This is a genomic window from Pseudomonas fluorescens HK44, assembly GCF_000217955.3.
GTDB lineage: Bacteria > Pseudomonadota > Gammaproteobacteria > Pseudomonadales > Pseudomonadaceae > Aquipseudomonas > Aquipseudomonas fluorescens_AQ.
Genome location: NZ_AFOY02000008.1, coordinates 1 through 24,482 on the forward strand (window position 1 = coordinate 1; position 24,482 = coordinate 24,482).

Sequence of the window (24,482 nt, forward strand, 5' to 3'; positions counted from 1 at the left end):
GATTCGAACTGATTCCCCACGCCACCCGATTCCCTTCCTGTGGCGGCTGCCAAAAGCCTTGTTCAACCACTCATGAGTATTGCGAGCGAAGTGTTCGCGATCTTCCCATTCTAGGTCGTGCGGTACGCCTTAGCGTTTTGCTCAGGCGGGTTGGCTGCCGCGATTGTGGCAAACGCATGGAAGGCGGTCAGTTGGCTGGATCGCTATGCCCGCATGACGCGCCGCTTGGCCGATACGGTCATTCAGGCCTGCGAGCGCCTTCCCACTCTGCACGTAGCCCAGATGTTTGGGTTGCATTGGGACACCGTTCGGTTGCCTGGAGCGTCGTGCCTTGCAGGCGGTGTTGAGCGAGCTGCCAAAGGCGCAACCGCGACACCTGATTATGGACGAGTTCGCGTTGTTCAAAGGTCATCGTTACGCCAGCGTTGTGCTGGATGCCGATACACGACGAGTGCTGTGGATCGGTGAAGGCCGTAGCCGAGCGGCAGTCAGGCCGTTCTTCGAGGAGCTGGGGCCGGAGGGCTGCGCTCGAATCGAAGCGGTGGCGATGGACATGAATACTGCTTTTGATCTGGAGGTTCGCCAGCATTGCCCGAAAGCGCGAGTGGTCTACGACCTTTTCCATGTGGTGGCCAAATATGGCCGAGAGGTGATTGATCGGGTCCGCGTCGACGAGGCTAACCGGCTGCGTCATGACAAGCCGGCTCGCAAGGTCATCAAGCAGGCGCGATGGCTGTTACTGCGTAACCCGCAGAACCTGAAAACGCCGGAACAACAGGTCCATTTGCAGGATTTGCTGGCGGCCAACCAAGCGTTGATGACGGTCTATTTGATGAAGGCTGAACTCAAAACGCTCTGGACGCCGAGTGCTGCCTGGGCTTGGAGATCGGCCTGGAAGCAATGGCTGCGCCATGCACATGAAAGCGAAATACCGGCTCTGATCCAGTTTGCCAAACGGCTAAAAGCTTAACTGGCGGGGCATCGTCAGTCGGGTTCGCTGGCCGATGCACACCGGTCAGTTGGAAGGAATAAACAATCGAATAAAGGTCATCAAGCGGATGGCGTACGGTTACCGGGATAGCGAGTTCTTTTTCATGAAGATCAAGAGCGTCTTTCCCGGTAATCCGTATGAACCACAAAAAAGGCCTCCCGAAGGAGGCCTCTTTTTTGTCACGCCGCGTGCGCGAGCGTTACTGGATCAGCAGCTGTAGTACAGCTCGTATTCCAGTGGGTGTACGAAGGTGCGTACTTTGATTTCTTCTTCGCTTTTCAGGGCGATGTAAGCGTCGATGAAGTCGTCGCTGAATACGCCGCCTTTGGTCAGGAACGCACGACCTTTGTCCAGCTCTTCCAGGGCTTCTTTCAGGCTGCCGCAAACTTGTGGGATCTCTTTCGCCTCTTCAGGCGGCAGGTCGTACAGGTTTTTGTCGGCAGCATCGCCTGGGTGGATCTTGTTCTGGATGCCGTCCAGGCCAGCCATCAACAGTGCAGCGAAGCCCAGGTACGGGTTGGCTGCCGGATCCGGGAAGCGTGCTTCGATACGGCGAGCGCGAGGGCTCGACACGTAAGGAATACGGATCGAAGCGGAACGGTTGCGAGCCGAGTAGGCCAGCATTACTGGAGCTTCGAAACCTGGGACCAGACGCTTGTAGGAGTTGGTCGACGGGTTGGTGAAGCCGTTCAGGGCCTTACCGTGCTTGATGATGCCGCCGATGAAGTACAGGGCGGTGTCGGACAGGCCGGCATAACCTTCGCCAGCGAAGGTGTTCTTGCCATCTTTGGCGATGGACAGGTGAACGTGCATACCCGAACCGTTGTCGCCGTACAGTGGCTTAGGCATGAAGGTCGCGGTGCGGCCGTAGGCATCGGCAACGTTGTGTACGCAGTACTTCAGGGTCTGAACTTCGTCAGCCTTGGCGACCAGGGTGTTGAACTTCACACCGATTTCGTTCTGGCCGGCAGTCGCCACTTCGTGGTGGTGAACTTCGATGACCAGGCCCATTTCTTCCATGGCGTTGCACATGGAGGTACGGATTTCGTGGTCGTGGTCGAACGGCGGAACCGGGAAGTAGCCGCCTTTGACGCCTGGACGGTGGCCTTTGTTGCCGCCTTCCACGTCCTGGTCGGACATCCACGAACCTTGTTCGGAGTAGATCTTGAACATCGAGCCGGAGATGTCGGACTTGAACTTCACTTCGTCGAAGATGAAGAACTCAGGCTCTGGACCGACGAAAACGGTGTCGCCGATACCGGTGGACTTCAGGTATTCCTCGGCGCGCTTGGCGATGGCACGTGGGTCACGGTCATAGCCTTGCATGGTCGAAGGTTCGATCACGTCGCAAACCAGGATCAGGGTCGGCTCTTCGGTGAACGGGTCCAGAACGGCAGTGGTGTCGTCCGGCATCAGGATCATGTCGGAAGCTTCGATGCCTTTCCAGCCAGCAATGGAGGAACCGTCGAACATTTTGCCTTCTTCGAAGAAAGCTTCATCCAGCGCATCGCGAGCCGGCATGGTCACGTGGTGCTGAGTGCCTTTTGTGTCCGTGAAGCGCAGATCAATCCATTTGACGTCATGATCTTTGATGAGTTGAACCGACTTCGACATAGTGTCCTCCGGGTGGCTTCGGGCTTAGTAGTGGATGCCCTTAGAATGTGGGTGATGCCGGCGCGAATACTCTGCCTTGGCAACCTGCCTCACAAGGGAGCAAATTGCATGCCAGTGCCCCGACTTGGGTTTATTGCCCCAATATCACGCTTATAAGCGTGCAAAGCGCTTTAAAACGGAAAATCTTGCCCCTTAATGTAGCGCTCAATTCCACAAACGACCTGTTTTGGTGCGCTGAAAACCTTCTGCACATTAACTGGTTAAACCTTGAGCAATTTCCGCTATAATCCGCGCCCCCCTTTTTCGGCTGGCCCTGCGCGCGCTGTTTTCATGAAACTAATCGTAAAAGTCTTCCCCGAGATCACCATCAAGAGCCGCCCGGTACGGATGCGTTTCATCCGTCAATTGGCCAAAAACATCCGTGCCGTGCTCCGCGATCTGGACCCGGCCGTGGTGGTGAACGGCGTGTGGGACAACCTCGAGCTGGAAACGCGCGTCAGTGACCCCAAGGCCCTGAAGGACATGACCGAGCGCCTGAGCTGCATGCCGGGCATCGCGCATTTCCTGCAGGTCGACGAGTACCCGCTGGGCGACTTCGACGACATCGTCGCCAAGTGCAAGCAGCACTTCGGCGATTCGCTGGCGGGGAAGATTTTTTCGGTGCGTTGCAAGCGTGCGGGCAAGCACGAATTCAGCTCGATGGACGTCGAGAAATACGTCGGCAGCCAGCTGCGTCGTCAGTGCGGTGCCGCTGGAATTTCGCTGAAAGAACCAGAAGTCGAAGTTCGCATCGAAATTCGCGACCAACGGTTGTTTGTGATCCACAGCCAGCACAACAGCATCGGCGGCTACCCGCTTGGCGCGCTGGAACAGACCCTGGTGCTGATGTCCGGCGGTTTCGATTCCACCGTCGCGGCTTACCAGATCATGCGTCGCGGGCTGATGGCCCACTTCTGCTTCTTCAATCTTGGCGGGCGTGCCCACGAATTGGGCGTAATGGAAGTCGCGCATTTCATCTGGAAGAAGTACGGCAGCTCCCAGCGCGTGTTATTTGTCAGTGTGCCGTTCGAGGAAGTGCTGGGAGAAATTCTCGGCAAAGTCGATAACAGTCATATGGGCGTAGTATTGAAGCGTATGATGTTGCGCGCTGCGTCCCGGATCGCGGATCGGCTGGACATCGAGGCGCTGGTCACCGGCGAAGCGATTTCCCAGGTTTCCAGCCAGACGCTGCCGAACCTGTCCGTGATCGACTGCGTGACCGACAAGCTGGTGTTGCGCCCGCTGATCGCCAGTCACAAGCAGGACATCATCGACCTGGCAAACGAAATCGGCACCGCCGATTTCGCCAAGCACATGCCGGAGTATTGCGGGGTCATTTCGGTGAACCCCAAGACCCACGCCAAGCGTCCGCGCGTGGAGCATGAAGAGAAAGAATTCGATATGGCAGTGCTCGAGCGTGCGCTCGAGAACGCCAAGCTGGTGCCGATCGATCGGGTGATCGACGAATTGGGCCAGGATGTGCAGGTTGAAGAAGTCAGTGAGGCGCTGGCCGGTCAGATCATCATCGACATCCGTCACCCGGATGCCGCCGAAGACGACCCGCTGGAGCTTGCTGGCATCGAGGTACAAGCGATGCCGTTTTATGCTCTGAACGCTCGTTTCAAGGAACTGGACCCTACTCGCCAGTACCTGCTGTATTGCGACAAAGGCGTGATGAGTCGCCTGCATGCTCACCATTTGCTCAGTGAGGGGCATGCCAATGTGCGCGTTTATCGACCGAGCTAAGAGCCCGGGGCTGTTTGCCTGTGGCCTGCGTCACCGGCCCCCCGACGCCGCCGTCAAGCTGTAACGGCAAGGCCTGACTCTACTGTAAATCGCTGCCAAGACTTGTCAGCACACCGAATCCTCTGATCGAGATACACAAGTGATCGAAAATCTACGCAACATCGCCATCATTGCTCACGTTGACCATGGTAAGACCACCCTGGTAGACAAGCTCTTGCGTCAATCCGGCACCCTGGAGCGCAACGAGCTCAACGACGAGCGCGTGATGGACTCCAACGACCAGGAGAAAGAGCGCGGTATTACCATTCTGGCGAAAAACACCGCCATCAACTGGAACGGCTACCACATCAACATCGTGGACACCCCGGGCCACGCCGACTTCGGCGGCGAAGTTGAACGCGTAATGTCGATGGTTGACTCCGTTCTGCTGCTGGTTGACGCTCAAGACGGCCCTATGCCGCAAACCCGTTTCGTGACCAAGAAGGCCTTCGAAGCCGGCCTGCGTCCGATCGTGTGCATCAACAAGGTTGACCGTCCAGGCGCGCGTCCGGACTGGGTTCTGGACCAGATCTTCGACCTGTTCGACAACCTGGGCGCCACCGAAGAACAGCTGGACTTCAAAGTCGTCTACGCCTCGGCCCTGAACGGTATTGCCGGTCTGGACCACGCCGACATGGCTGAAGACATGACCCCGCTGTACCAGTCGATCGTCGACAACGTACCTGCGCCGAAAGTCGACCGTGACGGTCCGTTCCAGATGCAGATCTCCGCACTGGACTACAACAGCTTCCTGGGTGTTATCGGCGTTGGCCGTATCGCTCGTGGTCGCGTCAAGCCGAACACCCCGGTTGTCGCTATCAGCGCCGACGGCAAGAAGCGTAACGGTCGTATCCTGAAGCTGATGGGTCACCACGGTCTGCACCGTATCGACGTTGAAGAAGCCGCCGCAGGCGACATCGTGTGCATCAGCGGTATGGACGAGCTGTTCATCTCCGACACCCTGTGCCAGCTGGACACCCCGGAGGCGATGAAGCCTCTGACCGTCGACGAGCCAACCGTTTCCATGACCTTCCAGGTCAACGACTCGCCTTTCTGCGGTAAAGAAGGCAAGTTCGTGACTTCCCGTAACATCAAGGAACGTCTGGACAAAGAGCTGCTGTACAACGTTGCACTGCGCGTTGAAGAAGGCGACTCGGCTGACAAGTTCAAGGTTTCCGGCCGTGGTGAGCTGCACCTCTCGGTACTGATCGAAACCATGCGTCGCGAAGGCTTCGAAATGGGCGTTGGTCGTCCGGAAGTGATCATCCGTCAAGTTGACGGCGTGAAGCAGGAACCGTTCGAAAACGTAACCATCGACACCCCTGAAGAATCCCAGGGCAAGGTCATGGAAGAGATGGGCCTGCGTAAAGGCGACCTGACCAACATGGTGCCGGATGGCAAAGGCCGTGTTCGTCTGGAATACAACATCCCTGCTCGCGGTCTGATCGGTTTCCGTAACCAGTTCCTGACCCTGACCAACGGTGCTGGCATCCTGACCTCGATCTTCGATCGCTACGACACCATGAAGTCCGGCGACATGTCCGGCCGTCAGAACGGTGTTCTGGTATCGGTAGAAACCGGCAAGGCGCTGACCTACTCCCTGGAAACCCTGCAGGCGCGTGGCAAGCTGTTCGTTGAACACGGTCAAGAGATCTACAACGGTCAGATCGTTGGTCTGAACAGCCGTGACAACGACATGGGCGTCAACCCAACCAAAGGCAAGAAGCTCGACAACATGCGTGCTTCGGGTAAAGACGAAACCATCGCCCTGGTTCCACCTGTTCGCTTCACCCTGGAACAGGCCCTGGAATTCATCCAGGACGATGAATTGTGCGAAGTGACTCCGAAGTCCATTCGTCTTCGTAAAAAGATTCTTGACGAAGGCGAGCGTACCCGCGCTGCCAAGAAAGCCAAGAACTGAGTTAACTCAGGCTGAATGAAAACGCCCCCGGTCGAAAGGCCGGGGGCGTTTTTGTTTGTCTGGGGTTTGTGCGGTGTTTGTCCCGGCCTCATCGCGAGCAGGCTCGCGATGGCACCCTGTCAGGCAGCGAAGATGAGGATCAGAACTTGTCCAGCGTCCGCGGATTGCTCTCGCGCACGACTTCTTTTGGCTTGTACGCGCAATACCCGGGCCGCGGGCCGATTTTCGGGTGGTTGCGGCAAGTATCCGGGCGCTTTTCATAAATAGTGCACAAACGGCTCTTACGATCCAGATACAGGCAATCGTTGTTGCTCATGCGCTGGAGGGTGAAGATCTCGGACTTTTGATTGTAGCGCTCGACAATCCCCTCCTTCTGCAAGCGCTTGGCGATGTTCTTGGGTGGATCGCCCAGTTCGAATTCGTCGACGATGCCGATGCGGATCAGGTCTTTGATCTTGACCTCGACCGGCAGCGTGCAGCAGCTGGACACGCACGAGCCGCACATCGGGGCAGAGTATTTGGCCCAGGTATCGAGACGGTCGATCTCCGCGGCGGCGATCAGGTTCGGCTTCATCATGTGGAATTACCAGCGTGCATCAGGGCGCGCGATCATACCGGGACTGGTGATTTTTTGAACGACCATTTGCCGGTTTTTTTATGGCTACACTGAATTTTTCGAGCGGTCGGCATGGCATCTGCATCTTTTCAACGTGTATCGGCAAGGAGATAGGCTCGATTCAGGCGATTGCAAAAAACGCCGAACGAGTGCATTTATCTCATGTCAGACCGACTAGGCTCGTCTATTTCATGCTCGTCCGAGGTCCTATCGATGACTCAAGAACCACTAGTTCGTGAAGCTGAAGTGGCCGCATTTCGCGACGCCGTATTGACCAAACTTACCTATGCCGTGGGCAAGGACCCGGATCACGCTTTTGACCATGACTGGTTTGAAGCCATTGCCCTGGCGGCGCGTGATCACATGGTCGAGCACTGGATGGACCACACGCGGCAGATCTACCGCAAAGGTCAGAAGCGCGTTTACTACCTCTCGCTGGAATTCCTCATCGGCCGCCTGCTCTACGACAGCCTGAGCAACCTTGGCCTGCTCGATGTGGCTCGTGCAGCACTGACCGAGCTGGGTGTCGACCTCGAACGCATTCGCCTGCTGGAGCCGGACGCCGCACTGGGCAACGGTGGCCTCGGCCGTCTGGCGGCGTGCTTCATGGAAAGCATGTCGACGCTCGGCATCGCCGGCCATGGCTACGGTATTCGTTATGAACACGGGTTGTTCCGCCAGGCCGTTGTCGATGGCTGGCAGCAGGAGCAAACCGAAAACTGGCTGGATTTCGGCAACCCCTGGGAATTCGAGCGGCCGGAAGTGGCTTACCCGATCGGCTTTGGTGGCAGCGTTGAAACCGTGACCGATGAGACCGGCAGGTCCAAACAAGTCTGGACGCCGGCAGAAACCGTTCGCGCAATTGCTTACGACACGCCAGTCGTCGGCTGGCGTGGCGCTAGCGTCAACACCTTGCGCCTCTGGCGTGCACGCGCCATGGAAGACTTGCACCTGGAGCGCTTCAACGCCGGCGACCATTTGGGTGCGGTGGCCGAAGTGGCCCGTGCGGAAAGCATCTCCCGCGTGCTCTATCCCGCCGACAGCACCGAGGCCGGTCAGGAACTGCGGTTGCGTCAGGAGTACTTCTTCGTCGCCGCATCCTTGCAGGACCTGTTGCGCCGTCACCGCAACATGCACACCTCGGTGCTGACCCTGGGCGATCACGCGGCGATCCAGCTCAACGATACGCACCCCTCGATCGCCGTGGCCGAATTGATGCGTCAGTTGGTCGATGTGTACGACGTGGCGTGGGACGCGGCCTGGCAAATCACGGTCGATACGCTTTCCTACACCAACCACACACTCTTGCCTGAAGCGCTGGAAACCTGGCCAGTCGGTTTGATGGAACGGATGCTGCCGCGGCACATGCAGATCATCTATTTGATCAACGCCCATCACATTGACTCGCTGCGCGCCAAAGGCATTCATGACTTTGACGTATTGCGCGCGGTGTCGCTGATCGAGGAAGACAACGGTCGCCGGGTGCGCATGGGTAACCTGGCGTTTCTGGGTTCCCACAGTGTTAATGGTGTGTCCGGCCTGCACACCCAGTTGATGCGCAGCACGGTATTTTCCGAGTTGCACAAGCTGTACCCGGAGCGAATCAACAACAAGACCAACGGCATTACGTTCCGCCGCTGGCTCTATCAGGCCAACCCGGAACTGACCTCGATGATGGTCGATGCACTGGGCCCGGATCTGCTGGATAACCCGGAACAGAAACTGATCGGCCTGGAGCCGTTTGCCGAGAAAGCGGCGTTCCGCAACAAGTTCGCCGAACAGCGCCTGCACAGTAAAAAAGCCTTGGCCTATCTGATTCATGAGCGGTTGGGGATCGCGGTCAATCCGGCGGCGATGTTCGACGTGCAGGTCAAACGGATTCACGAGTACAAGCGCCAGTTGCTCAACCTGATGCACACCGTTGCGCTGTACCAGGCGATCCGCGCCGAGCCGGAAGTCGATTGGGTGCCGCGGGTGAAGATCTTTGCCGGTAAAGCTGCCGCGAGTTATCACCAGGCCAAGTTGATCATCAAACTGACCAACGACATCGCCCGGGTGGTCAACAACGACCCGACGGTGCGCGGTTTGCTGAAAGTGGTGTTCTTGCCCAACTACAACGTCAGCCTGGCGGAAAGCATCATTCCGGCGGCCGACCTGTCGGAGCAGATATCCACGGCCGGTTTTGAGGCTTCCGGTACCAGCAACATGAAGTTCGGGCTCAACGGCGCGCTGACCATCGGCACCCTGGACGGTGCCAACGTGGAAATGAGTGAGCGCATCGGCGTCGAGCACATGTTCATCTTCGGTCTGACGGCGCAGCAGGTTGAGGCGCGCAAGCAGAATCACGAGTTCTATGCCGCACCGGACATCGCCGCTTCTCATCGACTGGGGGATGTGCTGCAAGCGATTCGCGGCGGTGTGTTTTCACCGGATGAGCCGTCGCGTTACACCGGGTTGATCGATTCGTTGATCGAATATGACCGCTTCCTGGTGTGTGCCGACTTCGATTCCTACTGGAATGCCCAGGTGCGGGTTGAAGAGCACTGGCACGACTCGAAGGCGTGGTGGCGCTCGGCGGTGCTCAACAGTGCGCGCATGGGCTGGTTCTCGTCCGACCGGACCATTCGCGAGTACGCCACGGATATCTGGAAAGCGCTGGAGTAACTTTTAGCCATAATTGCGAGCAAGGCCCAATGGTTATGGGGCCGGATCGATATACTAAGCGCCGGCTTCACCGGGTAGCAGACACTGGTAATCCATTGTGGGAGCGAGCCTGCTCGCGATAGCGGTGTAACAGTCAGCATGAGTGTTGAATGTTATGGCCCCTTCGCGAGCAGGCTCGCTCCCACAGGTTTGTGTGGATTCACACTAAACTCAGCCAGACGCTGTATCGCCCGGACTCGCCCGGCAATGGGCCGCTTAGGGATATCGACCATGCAATGGATGTTCATGCTGATAGGGATGGTGCTGGGCTGGGTGCTCGATGAGTCATTCAGCGACGCGCTGATTGGCGCATTGATCGGCCTGGGTGTGGGGCAGGCGATTGTGCTCAAGCGCCTGAATTCACAAGCGGACGAACAGCGCCGTCAACTGGAGCAGGCGCAGGTCGCCCTCGGCGTGGTCGAGCAGCGGCTGGCGTTACTCGAAACCCGTGGTGTCCATTCAGCTCCGGTCCCTGAGTCAACAACGGCCAGCGAGCCGACGCTTTCGCCTGACGTTGCCTTTGACCAAGCGCCTGAGCCTGGCCCGGCGCCGTTGCCGGCCGCGCGGGAACTGGTCTGGGAGTTGCCGCCCGAATTCGAACCGGTACACGCGAGCATCACACCTGAGCCTGCCGATCTCTGGGCCCAGCAACCCAGCGAACCACCACAATCGGCTGAACCCCGTGGCCCGAATCTGTTCGAACGCGCCATCGCCTCTGCCCGTAACTGGCTGTTCGGTGGCAACACCGTACTGCGAGTCGGCGTGGTGCTGCTGTTCTTCGGCCTGGCGTTTTTGCTGCGTTACGCCACCGAAGGCATGGTGGTGCCGATTGAAATGCGTTACGCCGGGGTCGCTGCGGCCGCGTTGGCGTTGCTGGGTCTGGGTTGGTGGTTGCGACTGCGCAACACCAACTATGCGTTGATCCTGCAGGGCACCGGCATCGCCGTGCTGTACCTGACGGTGTTCGCCGCCATGCGCTTGCACCCGTTGCTCGACCCGACGGCAGCGTTGGGTTTGCTGGTGGCGGTGACGATCTTCTCGGCGATTCTGGCGATCACCCAGGACTCGCTCGCGCTGGCCTGCGCGGCGGCGCTCGGCGGGTTTGCCGCGCCGATCCTGACTTCCACCGGCGCCGGCAATCATGTCGCGCTGTTCAGCTACTTCAGCTTGCTCAATGCGGGCATCCTTGCCATCGCCTGGTTCAAGGCCTGGCGGCCGCTGAACCTGATCGGCTTCGCGGGCACCTTTGGCATCGGTTTCGCCTGGGGCTTGCGTTCCTATACGCCGGAACTGCTGTGGAGTACCGAGCCGTTCCTGATTCTGTTCTTCCTGATGTACCTGGCGATTGGCTTGTTGTTCGCCCGCCGCAAATTGCTCGAGATGACTGACGCGCCGGAGGATGACAGCCGTGAAGCGCTGCTGCGCTGGTCGGCCCGCAAGGGTGACTACGTCGACGGCACGATGCTGTTCGGTCCGCCACTGGTGGGCTTTGGCATGCAGTTCGCGCTGATTCATCATGTTGCGTTCGCTGCCGCGTTCAGTGCGCTGGCGTTGGGTGTTATTTACATGGGGCTGGCGCGTTTTCTCAGCGGCGGCCGGGCCTTGCTGCTGGCAGAAACTTGCCTGGCGCTGGGGGTGATCTTCGCCAGCCTGGCGATTCCGCTAGGCCTGGATGCGCGCTGGACGGCGGCCGCCTGGGCAGTGGAGGGCGCGGGGATCTTCTGGCTCGGCCTGCGTCAGCATCGGCCGTTGGCACGGGCCTTTGCCTTGCTGCTGCAACTGGGTTCGGCGCTGGCGTTCCTCAGCAAACTGAGCCTGGGCGACAGCAGCCTGCTGGCTGGCTCGCCGCTCGGTGCGCTGATGCTCGGCGTGGCGTTGCTGTTCAGTTTCTATCACTTGCGCAACGCGTCCCCTGAGCAAACCTCGGCCTGGGAACGCAAGGGCTTGCCGGTGTTGGCCTGTGCGGGGCTGACGTTCCTTTATCTGTTGGCGCCGTTGTTTTTCTTCACCCACGGTACCGCGATCAGTTGGGCGTTGGCCGGTTTGGCAACGTTGTTTGTCGGCTTGCGCCTGCAATCGCGGACCTTCCTGTTTACCGCGTTTGCGGTGCAACTGCTGGGCGGCGTGTTGTTCCTGCTGCGGCTGCAAGGTGCCAGCGGTGAGGCAACGGCGGTGTTCAGCGCTGGCTGGAGCGGTTTGCTCACCGCGTCGTTGATTGGCCTGGCGTTGATCGGCGGAATGCTGTTCGCCGCCCGCGATGACATGGTGCGCAGTGACGCACGGTTGCTGCGCGGGCTGTCGGTGGTGTTGCTGGCGGGGTTGGTGCTGATCAATCTGGCGGTGCTGTTTGTGTTGCCGTGGCAAACGGCGAGCGCGGTGTGGGCGGCCAGCGGTCTGTTGATCATCTGGCTGAGCCTGTACTTGCAGCAGCGGGTGAGTTTTGTCTTCGGCTTGTTGTTGCAGGTGATCGGCGGCGCGGCGTTCCTGATCGCTGGCCCCGAGTTGCTCGGGCCGCTCGCCAGCGAAGGTCTGCGGCCACTGGGCCACAGCGGTTTCTGGACGCCGATGGTACTCGGGCTGGCGGCGATGGTCGGCGCCTGGCGCTTGCAGCTTGGCAATCATGCCAGCGCGTTCGATGCCTTGAGCTTGCAGCGCTTGTCCGAGTTGTTGCTGGTGTGGGGTGCGGCCTGGTGGGCGTTGGCGCTGGTCAGCGAAGTGCTGCGGTTTGCACCACTGAACCTGCAAGCCACGCTGTTGCTGGGCCTCGCGGCGCTGAGCGTCGCGGTGTGGACGTTGTTGTCCCGACGACTGCAATGGCCGGCACTGAGCGTGCTCTGCACCTTGCTGATTCCAGCGGCGGCGCTGGTATTGGTCGCGGTCTGGCATGCGCGTTATCACCCGGCGGCGAATCTCGGCTGGCTGGCGTGGGCGGCGGTGTTCGGGGTGCATTTCATCTCGTTGCGCCGCTTGGCGCCGATGCTCCCCGCGCGAGTATTGAGCGCTGCTCACGTGGTGGGTTGCTGGCTGTTGATCGGCGTGTTGGCGCTGGAGCTGCGTTACGGCTTGCTGGTGTTGTCCGAGCAATACAACGCCTGGCGCTGGCTGGGTTGGGCCATTTTGCCGAGCCTGTATCTGGTGCTGATGGCCGCTCCGCGCGCCTGGCCGTGGCCGGTGTCGGCGTATGCCCGCGAGTACCGCGTGTACGCCGCACTGCCGCTGGCGCTGTTGATGCTCGGCTGGTTCTGGCTGGCGAACATTGCCAGTGACGGCAGCGCCGAACCGCTGCCTTATCTGCCGTTGCTCAACCCGCTCGAAATCGGTCTGTTGTTTGCCTTGTTCGGCGTGTACGTCTGGTCGCGCAGTGCAGTCGGTCAATTGGCAATTCGCGCCGATTACGCCGAGCGCGCCACGCAAGTCGTGGCCGGGGTTTCACTGTTCGCCTTCTTCACAGCGCTGGTGTTGCGCAGCGCTCACCATTGGGGCGGCGTGCCGTTTGAGCTGGAGGCCTTGCTGGAGTCGATGTTGGTGCAGGCAGGCTTGTCGATCGTCTGGACCCTGATTGCCCTGAGCCTGATGATCGGCGGTCATTTGCGCCATCGTCGGGAAGTTTGGCTGGTCGGTGCGGCGTTGATTGCGCTGGTGGTCGCCAAATTGGTCTTTGTCGAACTGAGTAACCGTGGCGGTCTGGCGCGGATCGTGTCGTTTATCGGTGTGGGCGTGTTGCTGCTGGTGGTGGGCTATTTCGCACCGCTGCCGCCCAAACGCGCCGAACCAACGTCTGGGCCTGAAAAACCGGCCGATGAATCTGAAGGAGTGTCGTCTTGAATCTGAAGTGGTCGCTGGGCGTTGTTGGACTCTGTGTGGCGTTGTCGGCCACGGCTCAGGAAGCACCGGCAGACTTCACCACGCAGGTGCCGTTGAGCCTGAGCGGCGAGGGGCCGTGGTATCGCCTCGATTTGCCGCTGGCGGTGCAATTGAATGCGCGCCAGACCGACCTCAGCGACGTGCGGGTATTCAACGCAGCCGGTGAGGTGCAGGCCTATTCGCTGGCGCGGGAGCAGGCGCAGAGTCGCGAAAGTCTGGTGGTGAATAACGTCAAGTGGTTCCCGATATACGACTCGGCCTCTGCCAGTGAGGTGGTGCCGAGCGTGCGCGTGCAGTCGAGCGCCAATGGCACGCTGGTGGACGTCCAGCCATCGAACCCGCTCAAGGCTGGCGAAGAAGTACTGCGCGGCTGGTTGCTGGACGCCAGTGCGATCAAGGCGCCGTTGCAGCAGTTGATCCTCGACTGGAGCAGTGAACGCGACGGCTTCCAGCGTTTCAGCATCGAAGCCAGTGACGATTTGCAGCATTGGCAGCCGTGGGGTGAAGGCCAGGTGGCGCGGCTGTCGTTTGCCGACGAACGGGTCGAGCAGCATGAAGTCAGTTTGCCGGGGCAGAGCGCGCGTTATCTGCGCTTGCTGTGGAAAACCCCGCAGGCGGCGCCCGCGCTGACCTCCGCGCAACTGCAAAGCGCCAGTTCCAGCTACCTGCCGCAGCCGTTGGTCTGGTCTGAGTCGTTGGTCGGCAGCAGCACCAAGGCCGGCGAATACACCTGGCAATTGCCGATGGGCTTGAGCGTCGAGCGCTTGCAGGTCGAGTTGAGCCAGGCCAACAGCCTGGCGCCGGTGACTCTGTCGGGACGTCGCGAAAGCAGCCTGCCGTGGCAAACCTTGAGCAGCGGTTTGCTCTATAGGCTGACGCAAAATGGTCAGGATGTGGTGCAGAACCAATTGCAGCTGCCTGGCCATGTGGTGCAGCAGTTGAAACTGACCGTCGATGAGCGCGGTGGCGGTTTGGGTGCACACGCTCCGACAGTGCGCTATGCCGTGCGCTCGACCCAGGTGGTGTTCCTCGCTCGCGGGGCGGGGCCGTACACACTGGCGCTGGGTAGCGCGACGGTTAAAACGGCGAGCTTGCCGCTGTCGACGCTGATTCCCGATTACAGTCCCAAGCGTCTGGCGACGTTGGGCCAGGCCAAGGTTGATGGCGGGGCGGTGGTGACTTCGCCGCTTACGCCGGTGACACCGATTTCGGTCGGCACGAACTGGAAGAAGATCGGTTTGTGGGCGGTGCTCTTGCTCGGTGTGGCGGGATTGGCGGGGATGGCGTTCAGTCTGCTGCGCAAACCACCCGTCAAAAACTGAAGCTGGCGCAGTTTTCTCTTTTGTGGCGAGGGAGCTTGCTCCCGCCGGCCGGTCCGCGTTCGGGCGTAGCAGTCGTAAACCTACGGATGCGATCTATTTGAAGCACCGCGCCGCATGGTTTTGGGGCCGCTTCGCGCCCCAGCGGGAGCAAGCTCCCTCGCCACAGTTATGTGCATTTGCAGCTACGCTCAACCCCGCGCATGAACTCTCTTCAGTGAATCTCGTCTGATAAGAGGAATTGCGCACCGACTCGCGTTAAACTGCGCGGGTTTTTAGCCCCCATTCCTCCGGAGCCTTCCATGTCCCGCGTTACCTTGAGTCGCTATTTGATTGAGCAGACCCGTAGCAACAACACTCCTGCCGATCTGCGCTTTCTGATCGAAGTAGTGGCGCGTGCTTGCAAGGAAATCAGCCACGCCGTTTCCAAAGGCGCCCTGGGCGGTGTTCTGGGCAGCATGGGCACTGAAAACGTGCAAGGCGAAGTCCAGAAGAAACTCGATGTGATCTCCAACGAGATCCTGCTCGAAGCCAACGAATGGGGCGGTCACCTGGCCGGCATGGCGTCCGAAGAAATGGACAATGCCTACCAGATCCCGGGCAAATACCCGAAAGGTGCGTACCTGCTGGTATTCGACCCACTGGACGGTTCGTCGAACATCGATATCAACGCGCCGGTCGGTACTATCTTCTCGGTGTTGCGTTGCCCGAACGAATACCTGAGCCAGAACGAACCCTTGAACGAAAAGGCGTTCCTGCAGCCAGGTACCCAACAGGTAGCCGCCGGTTATGCCATCTACGGCCCGCAAACCATGCTAGTGCTGACCCTGGGTGATGGCGTGAAAGGCTTTACCCTGGACCGTGAAATGGGCAGCTTCGTGCTGACCCATGAAGACATCAAGATCCCGTCCTCCACTCAGGAATTCGCGATCAACATGTCCAACCAGCGTCACTGGGAAGCGCCGGTACAACGCTACGTCGGCGAACTGCTGGCTGGCGAAGAAGGCCCGCTGAAAAAGAACTACAACATGCGCTGGGTCGCCGCGATGGTCGCCGACGTGCACCGCATCCTGACCCGTGGTGGCCTGTTCATGTACCCACGTGACAGCCGCGAGCCCTCCAAGCCGGGCAAACTGCGTTTGATGTACGAAGCCAACCCGATGTCGTTCCTGGTTGAACAGGCCGGTGGCGCCTCCACCGACGGTCATCAGCGTATTCTCGACATCAAGCCCGACGGCCTGCACCAGCGTGTAGCGGTGTTCCTGGGCTCGAAAGAAGAAGTCGAACGCGTCACGGCTTACCACAAGGAATAAACCATGAGCGCGCCCTGGCAGCCGTTGCTCGAATGGTGGTTCGGTTCAGCCGACGATCCGAACGAAGTGGCGGCACAGAAGCGTACGTTATGGTTCGGTAAGCGTGACAGCCAGGACCTCGAAGCGCGCACGCGTTTCGGGGATCTGGTGGAACAGGCACTGGCCGGCGGATTGACCGAGTGGACGCAATGTCCCGAAGGTTGGCTGGCCCTGGTGTTGTTACTCGATCAGTTACCGCGAATGATCTTTCGCGAATCCCCAAAATCCTTTGCAGGCGACTTGAGAGCCCAGGCTCTGGTGGCGCAAGGCATTGCTGCGGATTTCGATCGGCAACTGCTGCCTATCCTACGGGTGTTCATCTACCTGGTGTTCGAGCATTGCGAGCATCTGGCGGTGCAAAACGAAGCCGTCTCACGCTTTGCCGACTTGCTGGCTGAGCAACCCGAGGCGGATCGCGCGGTATTTGCCGATAACCTCGATTACGCCGAACGGCATCAGAAAATCATCGCAAGGTTTGGGCGCTTTCCCCATCGCAATGCGGTGTTGGGAAGGGCGTCTACGGCTGAGGAACTGGAGTTTCTCTCCAGGCCTGGGTCTCGGTTCTAGCTATTCATTGTTGCGAATGCCGCTATCGCGAGCAGGCTCGCTCCCACAGTGGATCTCGGCTGAACACAAAATTTGTGTCCGCTGAAGATCAAATAATGAAATGGCTACCCCCGCCGCCCCCTGTGATCGCCCACTAAGCTTTCGCAGGGGGCTCATCGGAGACCGTTGCCATGAACAAAGTAGCTATTGCCGCCATCGATCTGGGAAAACACTCTTTCCATCTACACGCGCAAGATGATCGTGGTCATGAGTTTACCGCAAAAAGTTTACTCGTGCGGCGCTCATGCAGCACCTGATGAATCTCGAACCCTGCACCGTTGTGATGGAAGCCTGCGGCGGAGCCCACTTCATGGCGCAGGAGGTCGCGAAGCTGGGACATACGCCCAAGCTCATTGCCCCGCATCTCGTACGCCCTTACGTGAAAAGCAACAAAAACGACTTCGCTGATGCCGAGGCGATCTGCGAGGCGGCGACTCGTCCAACAATGCGCTTTGTACACCCCAAAACCCAGGCTCAGCAGCTGCTGGCCATGCTCAACTCGACACGCGATTCGTTCATCAAAGAGCGCACCGCGACCGTCAATCGGATTCACGCAGCGCTTTTGGAGGTCGGCGTCAGTCTGGCCACAGGCTTCAAGCCCATCAAAGAACTGCCCGCTCGGCTTGAAGCGAGTTCAATTCCTGTGCCCATCAAAAAACTTCTGACGAGGTTGCAGGAGCACTTCACCTATCTGGATGGGCAGATCAAGACGCTGGACAAGGAAGTGGAATGCCAGGCCGCCGAAGATGATCTGGCGGCTCGTTTGATGACCATGCCCTGCGTAGGCCCGATCACCTCCAGCGTCCTGGCTGCCGAATTGGGCGATGGCAAGCAGTTCAAATGCGGCCGAGGCTATTCGGCCTCAATCGGGCTGATACCCAAACAGCATTCTACGGGCGGCAAGACCGTCCTGCTGGGCATCAGCAAGCGAGGTGATCGCAACCAGCGGCGCCTGCTTGTCCAATGTGCCCGTGTTTACCTGATGCAACTGGACCGACAGAAAGGCTGGCTGGCGGACTGGGTCCGGCAGCTATTGGCCCACCATCACTCCAACCATGTGGTCTGCGCGCTGGCCAACAAGCTGGCAAGGATCGCCTGGGCGATTGCTGGCCCACCACACTGAATTTGATGCAGGGCCAACCGCGATGAACGCCTGACCCTGCTGTCACCCGAGCACCACCCACCTGGTTTTGCGATGCTGGATAACAGATGACGTGAACGGCTAACCGGCCTGACGACAACCCTGAGCTCCCACACGGCTGAAAGGCCGTTCGAATAATTAGGATCGTTAGGCATCGATTCTCATCGAGGCGCGGGGTTGCCACCCCACACAGACGCCGGATAGATGAAAGCAAGCCAAACACGCATCAAAAACAGTATTGCAGAAAAGGGGGTAACCATAGATGTGGGAGCGAGCCTGCTCGCGATGGGGTCTTCAAGGGCGCGTCAGATCCTGAAACTCCCCACCAGCTGCTTCAACCGCGCCGCCTGCTGCTCAAGATCGGCACACGCGCGCAAGGTCGATTGCAGGTTCTCCACGCCTTCCTGGTTCAGCGTGTTGATCTCGGTGATGTCGACGTTGATCGATTCGACCACGGCGGTTTGCTCTTCGGTGGCAGTGGCCACCGACTGGTTCATGCCGTCAATCTCGCCGATGCGCTGGGTCACACTGCCCAGGCGCTCACCCGCCTGGTTGGCGATGCCGACGCTGCTTTCGCTCTGGCGCTGACTGTCGGTCATGATGGCGACTGCCTCACGGGCGCCGACTTGCAGCTCTTCAATCATCTTCTGTACTTGCTGCGCCGAGTCCTGGGTACGATGCGCGAGGTTGCGCACTTCGTCGGCAACCACGGCGAATCCACGTCCGGCCTCACCCGCGCGCGCCGCTTCGATCGCAGCGTTGAGGGCCAGCAGGTTGGTTTGCTGCGAGATGCTGGTGATCACTTCGAGAATCTGCCCGATGTTCACCGTGTTGCTGTTCAGCGTTTCGATGTTGCCGCACGAGTCACTGATTTTGGCCGACAACTGCTGCATCGCCGCGATGGTTTTATCCACCACTTGCTGACCGTCTTCGGCCAGGCTGCGGGCATCGCTCGAGTGTTGCGAGGCGAGGGCGGCGTTCTGGGCGATTTCCTGGGCGGCGGCGCCCAGTTGGTTGATCGCCGCGGCCACGCTGCTGGTGCGCGAGGCTTGCTGATCGGAATTGAACATCGACGAGTTGGAGGCGCTGACCACTCGCAGGGCGACTTCGTTGACCTGGCCGGTGGCCGACGACACTTCGCGGATCGAGGTGTGAATACGTTCGACAAAGCGGTTGAACGAGGTGCCCAGCGCCCCGAACTCGTCCTGGCCATGAATGGTCAGGCGTTTGGTCAGGTCGCCTTCGCCTTCGGCGATGTCATGCATGGCGCGGCCCATGGTCAGCAACGGCTGCATCAAGACGCGGATCAGCATGCCGAGCAGCGCGATGATAATCACCACGGCAATCACCATGGCGATGATCGCCGAGGTGCGGAATTCACTGAGCATCGAGAATGCGGTGTCCTGGTCGAGCACCAAGGCCACGTACCAGTCAGCCGATGGCACGCCGTTGACGTGGGTGAACGAGATGAACTGGGTCTTGCCCTCCACCTCGACTTCCTTCATGCCGGGACTGACCTTCGGCGCACCCGCGGGATAGGCATCGGTGAGGCTTTTGAGCACCAGTTTGCTGTCCGGGTGAATGAGGATCTTGCCCTCGCCGCTGACGATGAACGCGTGACCGTGGCCACCGAAGTTCAGCGAGTTGATGATGGCGCTGACGCTGCTCAGGTCGATGTCTGCACCGGCGACGCCGATCATCTGGTTTTGGTGCTGCACCGGCGTGGCGACGGTGATCACCAGCTTGCCCGAAGATGCGGCAATGTAGGGTTCGGTAACGATGGTCTGCTGCGCACTGTTGGCGGCTTTGTACCAGCCACGGGCGCGTGGGTCGTAGTCCGCCGCGCGATTGCCGGCCGGCACCGAGAACATCACGCCGTCGGCACCGCCGAAATAGCTCAACTGAAAGTTGCTGGTGTAGGCCGGCAGGCCGACCGCGCGTTTCAGGTTATCCAGCGCCGGGCCGTCGACAGCCACTTGCTGGGCCAGCGATTGCAGCAACTGGATGCGGCTCTCCAGCCAGGTCTGGATGTTGCTGGTGGTCAGGCTGCCGAGTTCCTGCATTGAGGACTCGGTGCTACTGCGCAGGGTTTGGCGCTGACGGTAGTCGTTGAACAGAATGAAACAGGCGAACGCTACCGCGACCACAAGGGCGGCAGCGATCAGGATCTTGTGGCTGAACTTCATGTTTCTGGTCATTAAAGGCACTACCGCGGATGGACTGATCAACAAGGAGCGTCAAATTGCCACAGAGCAAGCTTGGCGCTGCTTCTATGTCGACTGGGGAGCGCCAAAGATTAGGCGGGTTTGACGAAAACCGACGAAATACCGATCAGCGCATAAAAATGCCTGATTTTGGGGCGAAATGTTGATTTTACCGTTCAAGAAATACCCGGTACCGGTGGGAACCAGAAGGGGGTTTTCTCTTCTAAGCTTCTGGTTGGCAGCCATGCCTCCCCCTCTTTACCAGGAGTTACACCATGTCGCTGCGATCTATCGCCTTGTTGTCGTTTTGCGTGCTGTTGGCTGCGTGCAGCAAGATCAACCAGGAAAGCTATTCGAAACTGTCGACGGGCATGTCCAAGGCCGAGGTCGAAACCTTGCTGGGTAAACCTGCCGATTGTTCAGGCGCGTTGGGCATGTCCAGCTGTACCTGGGGCGACAAGAACAGCTTTATCAGCGTGCAGTACGCCGGTGACAAAGTGCTGATGTTTTCCGGGCAAGGCCTGAAGTAAACCGGGGCCAAACGCCCACGGGAGAAAAACAATGATGCGGTTAGTAATAGCTCTTTTTGTCGGTCTGTTGTTGGCCGGCTGCGCCACTTCTGGCGACGATGCACTGGCCCCGAAAACGGTCAGTAGCGTCAACCTCAAGCGTTACCAGGGTAAATGGTACGAGTTGGCGCGCATGCCGATGTACTTCCAGCGTAACTGCGCGCAATCCGAAGCCCATTACACCCTCAAGACCGACGGTGACATGGAGGTGTTGAACCGTTGCCTGACCCCTGAGTGGAAATGGGAAGAGGCCAAGGGCACGGCAATGCCGCAGATTCCCGGCAAGAACGACAAGCTATGGGTGAACTTCGATAACTGGTTTACCCGGTTGTTGCCAGGCATGAGTAAGGGTAATTACTGGGTGCTGTATGTCAGCGACGATTACCAGACCGCGATTGTCGGTAGCCCCAATCGGCGCAACCTGTGGTTGTTGTCACGCAAGCCGGAAGTCAACGCCGATACCCGCGAGGACCTGCTGAGCAGGGCGCGTCAGCAGGGTTACGACACCACACGCCTGATCTGGCGGGTGTCGGATACCAAAATGGCCCAGACCTCGAAGTAAGCGGCGTGCGGTTGTACTCCGTGGCGAGGGAGCTTGCTCCCGCTCGGCTGCGCAGCAGTCGTCACTCAGCTGATGAGATCTTTCTGAAAGAGCTCAATTGCTGATTTGGGGTCGCTTCGCAACCCAGCGGGAGCAAGCTCCCTCGCCACAGAAGCGGTGATCAGCCCAACAGCTCGCGCAGCACTTGGGTGAACGCCCGGTTACTGTCTTCTTCGCCAGCGTGATGCCCGTCGCGTACCACCCACTTGCCGTTTACCAGCACGTCACGCACCTGACGGTCGCCACCGGCAAACAACCAACGGTTCAGAATCCCGTCGCCACTGGCGGTTGCCAGGTAAGGGTCGTTGCCGTCGAGCACCAGCCAGTCGGCGCGTTTGCCGACTTCCAATGCGCCAATCGGCTGGCCCAGCGCCTGTGCGCCACCGTCAAGTGCGGCGTCGTACAGGGTGCGCCCGACCATCGGCTGATCGGCGCCATACAAGCGGTTACGTCGCTGATCGCGCAGACGCTGGCCGTATTCCAGCCAGCGCAGTTCTTCCACCACGCTCAGCGACACATGGCTGTCGGAGCCAATGCCCATGCGCCCGCCTTGGGCGAGGAAGTCCACGGCCGGAAAGATCCCGTCACCCAGGTTGGCCTCGGTGGTCAGGCACAAACCGGCGATGGCGCGACTCTTGGCCATCAGGCTGACTTCTTCCGGGTTGGCGTGGGTCGCGTGGACCAGGCACCAGCGCTGATCGACGTCGGTATTTTCATACAGCCATTGCAGTGGGCGGCGACCGCTCCAGGTCAGGCAGTCGTCGACTTCCTTTTGCTGCTCGGCAATGTGGATGTGCACCGGGCAGTGTTTGTCGCTGGCTGCCAGCACTTCGCTGATCTGCTGCGGGGTGACCGCACGCAACGAGTGGAAGCACAGGCCCAGTTGTTGCGCCGGTTGCTGCGCCAGCAGTGGTTGCAAGCGGGCTTGTAGCTTCAGGTAGTTTTCAGTGCTGTTGATAAAGCGTCGCTGGCCTTCATTGGGCGCCAGGCCACCGAAACCGGAGTGGCTGTAGAGCACGGGCAGCAAGGTCAGGCCGATGCCGGAGGCGCTGGCGGCCTGACTGATTTGCAACGACAGCTCGGCCGGGTCCGCGTACGGATGGCCGTTGTGGTCGTGGTGCACGTAATGGAATTCGGCGACCGAGGTGTAACCGGCCTTGAGCATTTCGATGTAGAGCTGGCGGGCGATGATCCCGAGTTGTTCCGGACTGATTTTTCCGACGAGGCGATACATCAAATCGCGCCAGGTCCAGAAACTGTCGTTCGGATTGCCCGCCACTTCGGCCAAACCAGCCATCGCCCGCTGGAAGGCGTGGGAGTGTAGATTCGGCATGCCCGGCAGCAGTGGACCGCTCAGCCGCTCGGCGCCTTCAGCGCTGGCATCGGCCTGGATGTGGGTCAGCAGGCCATCGGCACTGACCTCAAGACGTACATTGTTGGCCCATCCGTTAGGCAGAAGCGCGCGTTCGGCAAAGAAGGCGGACATGGTTCAGCACCCCATCGTGTGTTATTTGTATATACATATACAGACGTTTGCCTGCTCGGTAAACTCCGGCAAGCTAGTGACTTTCATCAACGAACAAGGATTTCCTGTGCCGACTCCGCCTGTAGTCTCACCGCTGAGTGCCAATCTGGGCGATAGTCCGGCGCCCTTGTACGCTCGCGTCAAACAGATGATCACCCAGCAAATCGACAGTGGAAACTGGCCGCCGCACTACCGCGTGCCGTCGGAAAGCGAGCTGGTCAGTCAGTTGGGTTTCAGTCGCATGACCATCAATCGCGCCCTGCGCGAGATGACGGCTGACGGCCTGTTGGTGCGCATGCAGGGCGTCGGCACCTTTGTCGCCGAACCCAAGAGCCAGTCCGCGTTGTTCGAAGTGCATAACATTGCCGACGAAATCGCCTCCCGCGGCCATCGCCATACCTGCAAGGTCATCACCCTGGAAGAAGAGGCCGCCGGCTCCGAGCGTGCTCTGGCGCTGGACATGCGCGAAGGCCAGAAGGTCTTCCACTCGCTGATCGTGCATTTCGAGAACGATATTCCCGTGCAAATCGAGGACCGTTTCGTCAACGCCCTGGTCGCGCCGGAATACCTCAAGCAAGACTTCACGCTGCAAACGCCTTACGCCTATCTGAATCAGGTCGCGCCATTGACCGAAGGCGAGCACGTGGTCGAAGCGATTCTTGCCGAGCCTTCCGAATGCAAACTGCTGCAGATCGAAAAAGGCGAGCCGTGCCTGCTGATTCGCCGTCGGACCTGGTCCGGGCGTCAGCCAGTGACGGCCGCTCGTCTGATCCACCCCGGTTCCCGCCATCGTCTGGAAGGGCGGTTCCACAAATAAAAAGCCACAAATAAAGAGCCATAAACAATAAGAGGCCTGAATGAGCCAGTTGAACGTTTTGCGCGCGGCGAATTATCCGCGCATGCCGTGGAAAAACGGCGGCGGCAGCACTGAAGAAATCACCCGCGATGCAGGTACCGGCCTGGATGGCTTTGGCTGGCGCCTGTCGATTGCCGATATTGGTGAGTCGGGCGGGTTCTCGACCTTTGCAGGCTACGAGCGGGTCATCACCGTGCTGCAGGGCGAAGGCATGACCTTGACGGTCGACGGCCAGAACACGCGGCCACTGTTACCGCTGGACCCGTTTGCGTTCAGTGGCGAAAGTCATGTTTCCTGCACGCTGCTTGGCGGTGCGATCCGCGACTTCAACCTGATTTATGCGCCGAATCGTTACCAGGCGCGGTTGCAGTGGCTTAAGGGCGAGCAACGGTTTTTCAGTTCGACCGGAACGCTGCTGGTTTTCAGCGCGGCCGATGCGCTTGAAGTTCGAATCGATGGCAATGCGGCCTATGCACTGGGTCGTCATGATTGCCTGCAGCTGAACGGTAACACCGGGCTGCTGGATGTTTCCGTCAATGGCCAGTGCTGCGTGATTGAACTGACAGCACACGGTTAACTGTGGCGAGGGAGCTTGCTCCCGTTCGGGTGCGCAGCAGTCGTAAAACCGGCCAACACGTTTTATCTGATACACCACTTGCTCTGGCTTCGGGTCTGCTTCGCAGACCAGCGGGAGCAAGCTCCCTCGCCACAAAAACCAAGCTCCACCGTTTCCCTGTGCGCACCAGTTTGTTACCGAACGCCCCAGCGTGGCGCAA

General features: G+C 59.5%; 15 protein-coding genes and 3 pseudogenes. 13 read left to right on the top strand and 5 right to left on the bottom strand.

Translation table 11 applies throughout. From position 1 onward, the window contains the following. Positions 1–1,127, top strand: a pseudogene (locus HK44_RS30410) (ISL3 family transposase); the annotation flags it as partial. Positions 1,128–1,198: 71 nt separating this feature from the next. Here HK44_RS30410 and glnA read toward each other — a convergent pair. Then, a complete protein-coding gene (gene glnA, locus HK44_RS06625) occupies positions 1,199–2,605 on the bottom strand; it encodes a glutamate--ammonia ligase (protein WP_019691316.1) in 1,407 nt (468 codons plus the stop codon). A gap of 330 nt (positions 2,606–2,935) precedes the next feature. Between glnA and thiI the strand changes: the two genes are divergently transcribed. Further along, positions 2,936–4,390, top strand: a complete 1,455-nt coding sequence (thiI, locus tag HK44_RS06630) for a tRNA uracil 4-sulfurtransferase ThiI (RefSeq protein WP_019691317.1) — start codon at positions 2,936–2,938, stop codon at positions 4,388–4,390. A 139-nt stretch (positions 4,391–4,529) separates the two neighbouring features. Further along, positions 4,530–6,350 carry a translational GTPase TypA gene (typA, locus tag HK44_RS06635; RefSeq protein ID WP_019691318.1) on the top strand — a complete coding sequence of 607 codons (1,821 nt, stop codon included), beginning with the start codon at positions 4,530–4,532 and terminating at the stop codon, positions 6,348–6,350. 139 nt (positions 6,351–6,489) lie between these two features. Here typA and HK44_RS06640 read toward each other — a convergent pair whose 3' ends face one another. Continuing rightward, positions 6,490–6,927 (bottom strand): YkgJ family cysteine cluster protein, encoded by a 438-nt coding sequence (locus tag HK44_RS06640; RefSeq protein ID WP_019691319.1) that lies wholly within the window; start codon positions 6,925–6,927, stop codon positions 6,490–6,492. Positions 6,928–7,179: 252 nt separating this feature from the next. Here HK44_RS06640 and HK44_RS06645 point away from each other — a divergent pair, with 252 nt between their 5' ends. The 6 genes and pseudogenes from HK44_RS06645 (at position 7,180) to HK44_RS06670 (ending at position 17,967) form a co-directional block, all read left to right on the top strand. Then, on the top strand, positions 7,180–9,630 hold the full coding sequence (locus tag HK44_RS06645) for a glycogen/starch/alpha-glucan phosphorylase (protein ID WP_019691320.1): 2,451 nt from the start codon (positions 7,180–7,182) through the stop codon (positions 9,628–9,630). 270 nt (positions 9,631–9,900) lie between these two features. After that, the gene (locus HK44_RS06650; protein ID WP_019691321.1) at positions 9,901–13,494 is read left to right on the top strand and encodes a DUF2339 domain-containing protein; all 3,594 of its coding nucleotides are present in this window, start codon (positions 9,901–9,903) and stop codon (positions 13,492–13,494) included. Continuing rightward, positions 13,491–14,855, top strand: coding sequence for a DUF3999 domain-containing protein (locus tag HK44_RS06655; protein ID WP_019691322.1), 1,365 nt, complete (start codon positions 13,491–13,493; stop codon positions 14,853–14,855). The genes HK44_RS06650 and HK44_RS06655 overlap by 4 nt, the downstream gene beginning before the upstream one ends. A gap of 299 nt (positions 14,856–15,154) precedes the next feature. After that, the gene (locus HK44_RS06660; protein ID WP_019691323.1) at positions 15,155–16,165 is read left to right on the top strand and encodes a class 1 fructose-bisphosphatase; all 1,011 of its coding nucleotides are present in this window, start codon (positions 15,155–15,157) and stop codon (positions 16,163–16,165) included. A gap of 3 nt (positions 16,166–16,168) precedes the next feature. Beyond that, on the top strand, positions 16,169–16,771 hold the full coding sequence (locus HK44_RS06665; RefSeq protein ID WP_019691324.1) for a DUF924 family protein: 603 nt from the start codon (positions 16,169–16,171) through the stop codon (positions 16,769–16,771). 170 nt (positions 16,772–16,941) lie between these two features. Then, positions 16,942–17,967, top strand: a pseudogene (locus tag HK44_RS06670) (IS110 family transposase). A gap of 289 nt (positions 17,968–18,256) precedes the next feature. Here the strand turns inward: HK44_RS06670 and HK44_RS30415 are convergent. Next, positions 18,257–19,021, bottom strand: coding sequence for a methyl-accepting chemotaxis protein (locus HK44_RS30415; protein WP_371917725.1), 765 nt, complete (start codon positions 19,019–19,021; stop codon positions 18,257–18,259). Positions 19,022–19,114: 93 nt separating this feature from the next. Next, positions 19,115–20,149: pseudogene (locus HK44_RS30420) on the bottom strand (HAMP domain-containing protein); the annotation flags it as partial. A gap of 281 nt (positions 20,150–20,430) precedes the next feature. Here HK44_RS30420 and HK44_RS06680 point away from each other — a divergent pair. Both HK44_RS06680 and HK44_RS06685 read left to right on the top strand, forming a co-directional pair. Further along, the gene (locus tag HK44_RS06680; protein WP_019691327.1) at positions 20,431–20,685 is read left to right on the top strand and encodes a hypothetical protein; all 255 of its coding nucleotides are present in this window, start codon (positions 20,431–20,433) and stop codon (positions 20,683–20,685) included. Between the two features lie 31 nt (positions 20,686–20,716). Beyond that, on the top strand, positions 20,717–21,286 hold the full coding sequence (locus HK44_RS06685; protein WP_019691328.1) for a lipocalin family protein: 570 nt from the start codon (positions 20,717–20,719) through the stop codon (positions 21,284–21,286). Positions 21,287–21,446: 160 nt separating this feature from the next. Here the strand turns inward: HK44_RS06685 and HK44_RS06690 are convergent, their stop codons facing one another. Continuing rightward, complete coding sequence (locus tag HK44_RS06690; RefSeq protein WP_019691329.1) at positions 21,447–22,811, bottom strand: formimidoylglutamate deiminase; 1,365 nt, start codon at positions 22,809–22,811, stop codon at positions 21,447–21,449. 187 nt (positions 22,812–22,998) lie between these two features. Here HK44_RS06690 and hutC point away from each other — a divergent pair, with 187 nt between their 5' ends. After that, positions 22,999–23,667, top strand: a complete 669-nt coding sequence (hutC, locus tag HK44_RS06695) for a histidine utilization repressor (protein ID WP_232252242.1) — start codon at positions 22,999–23,001, stop codon at positions 23,665–23,667. 40 nt (positions 23,668–23,707) lie between these two features. Next, entirely contained in the window at positions 23,708–24,283 is a 576-nt protein-coding gene (locus HK44_RS06700) for a HutD/Ves family protein (RefSeq protein WP_019691331.1), read from the top strand. The last annotated feature ends 199 nt before the right edge of the window (positions 24,284–24,482 follow it).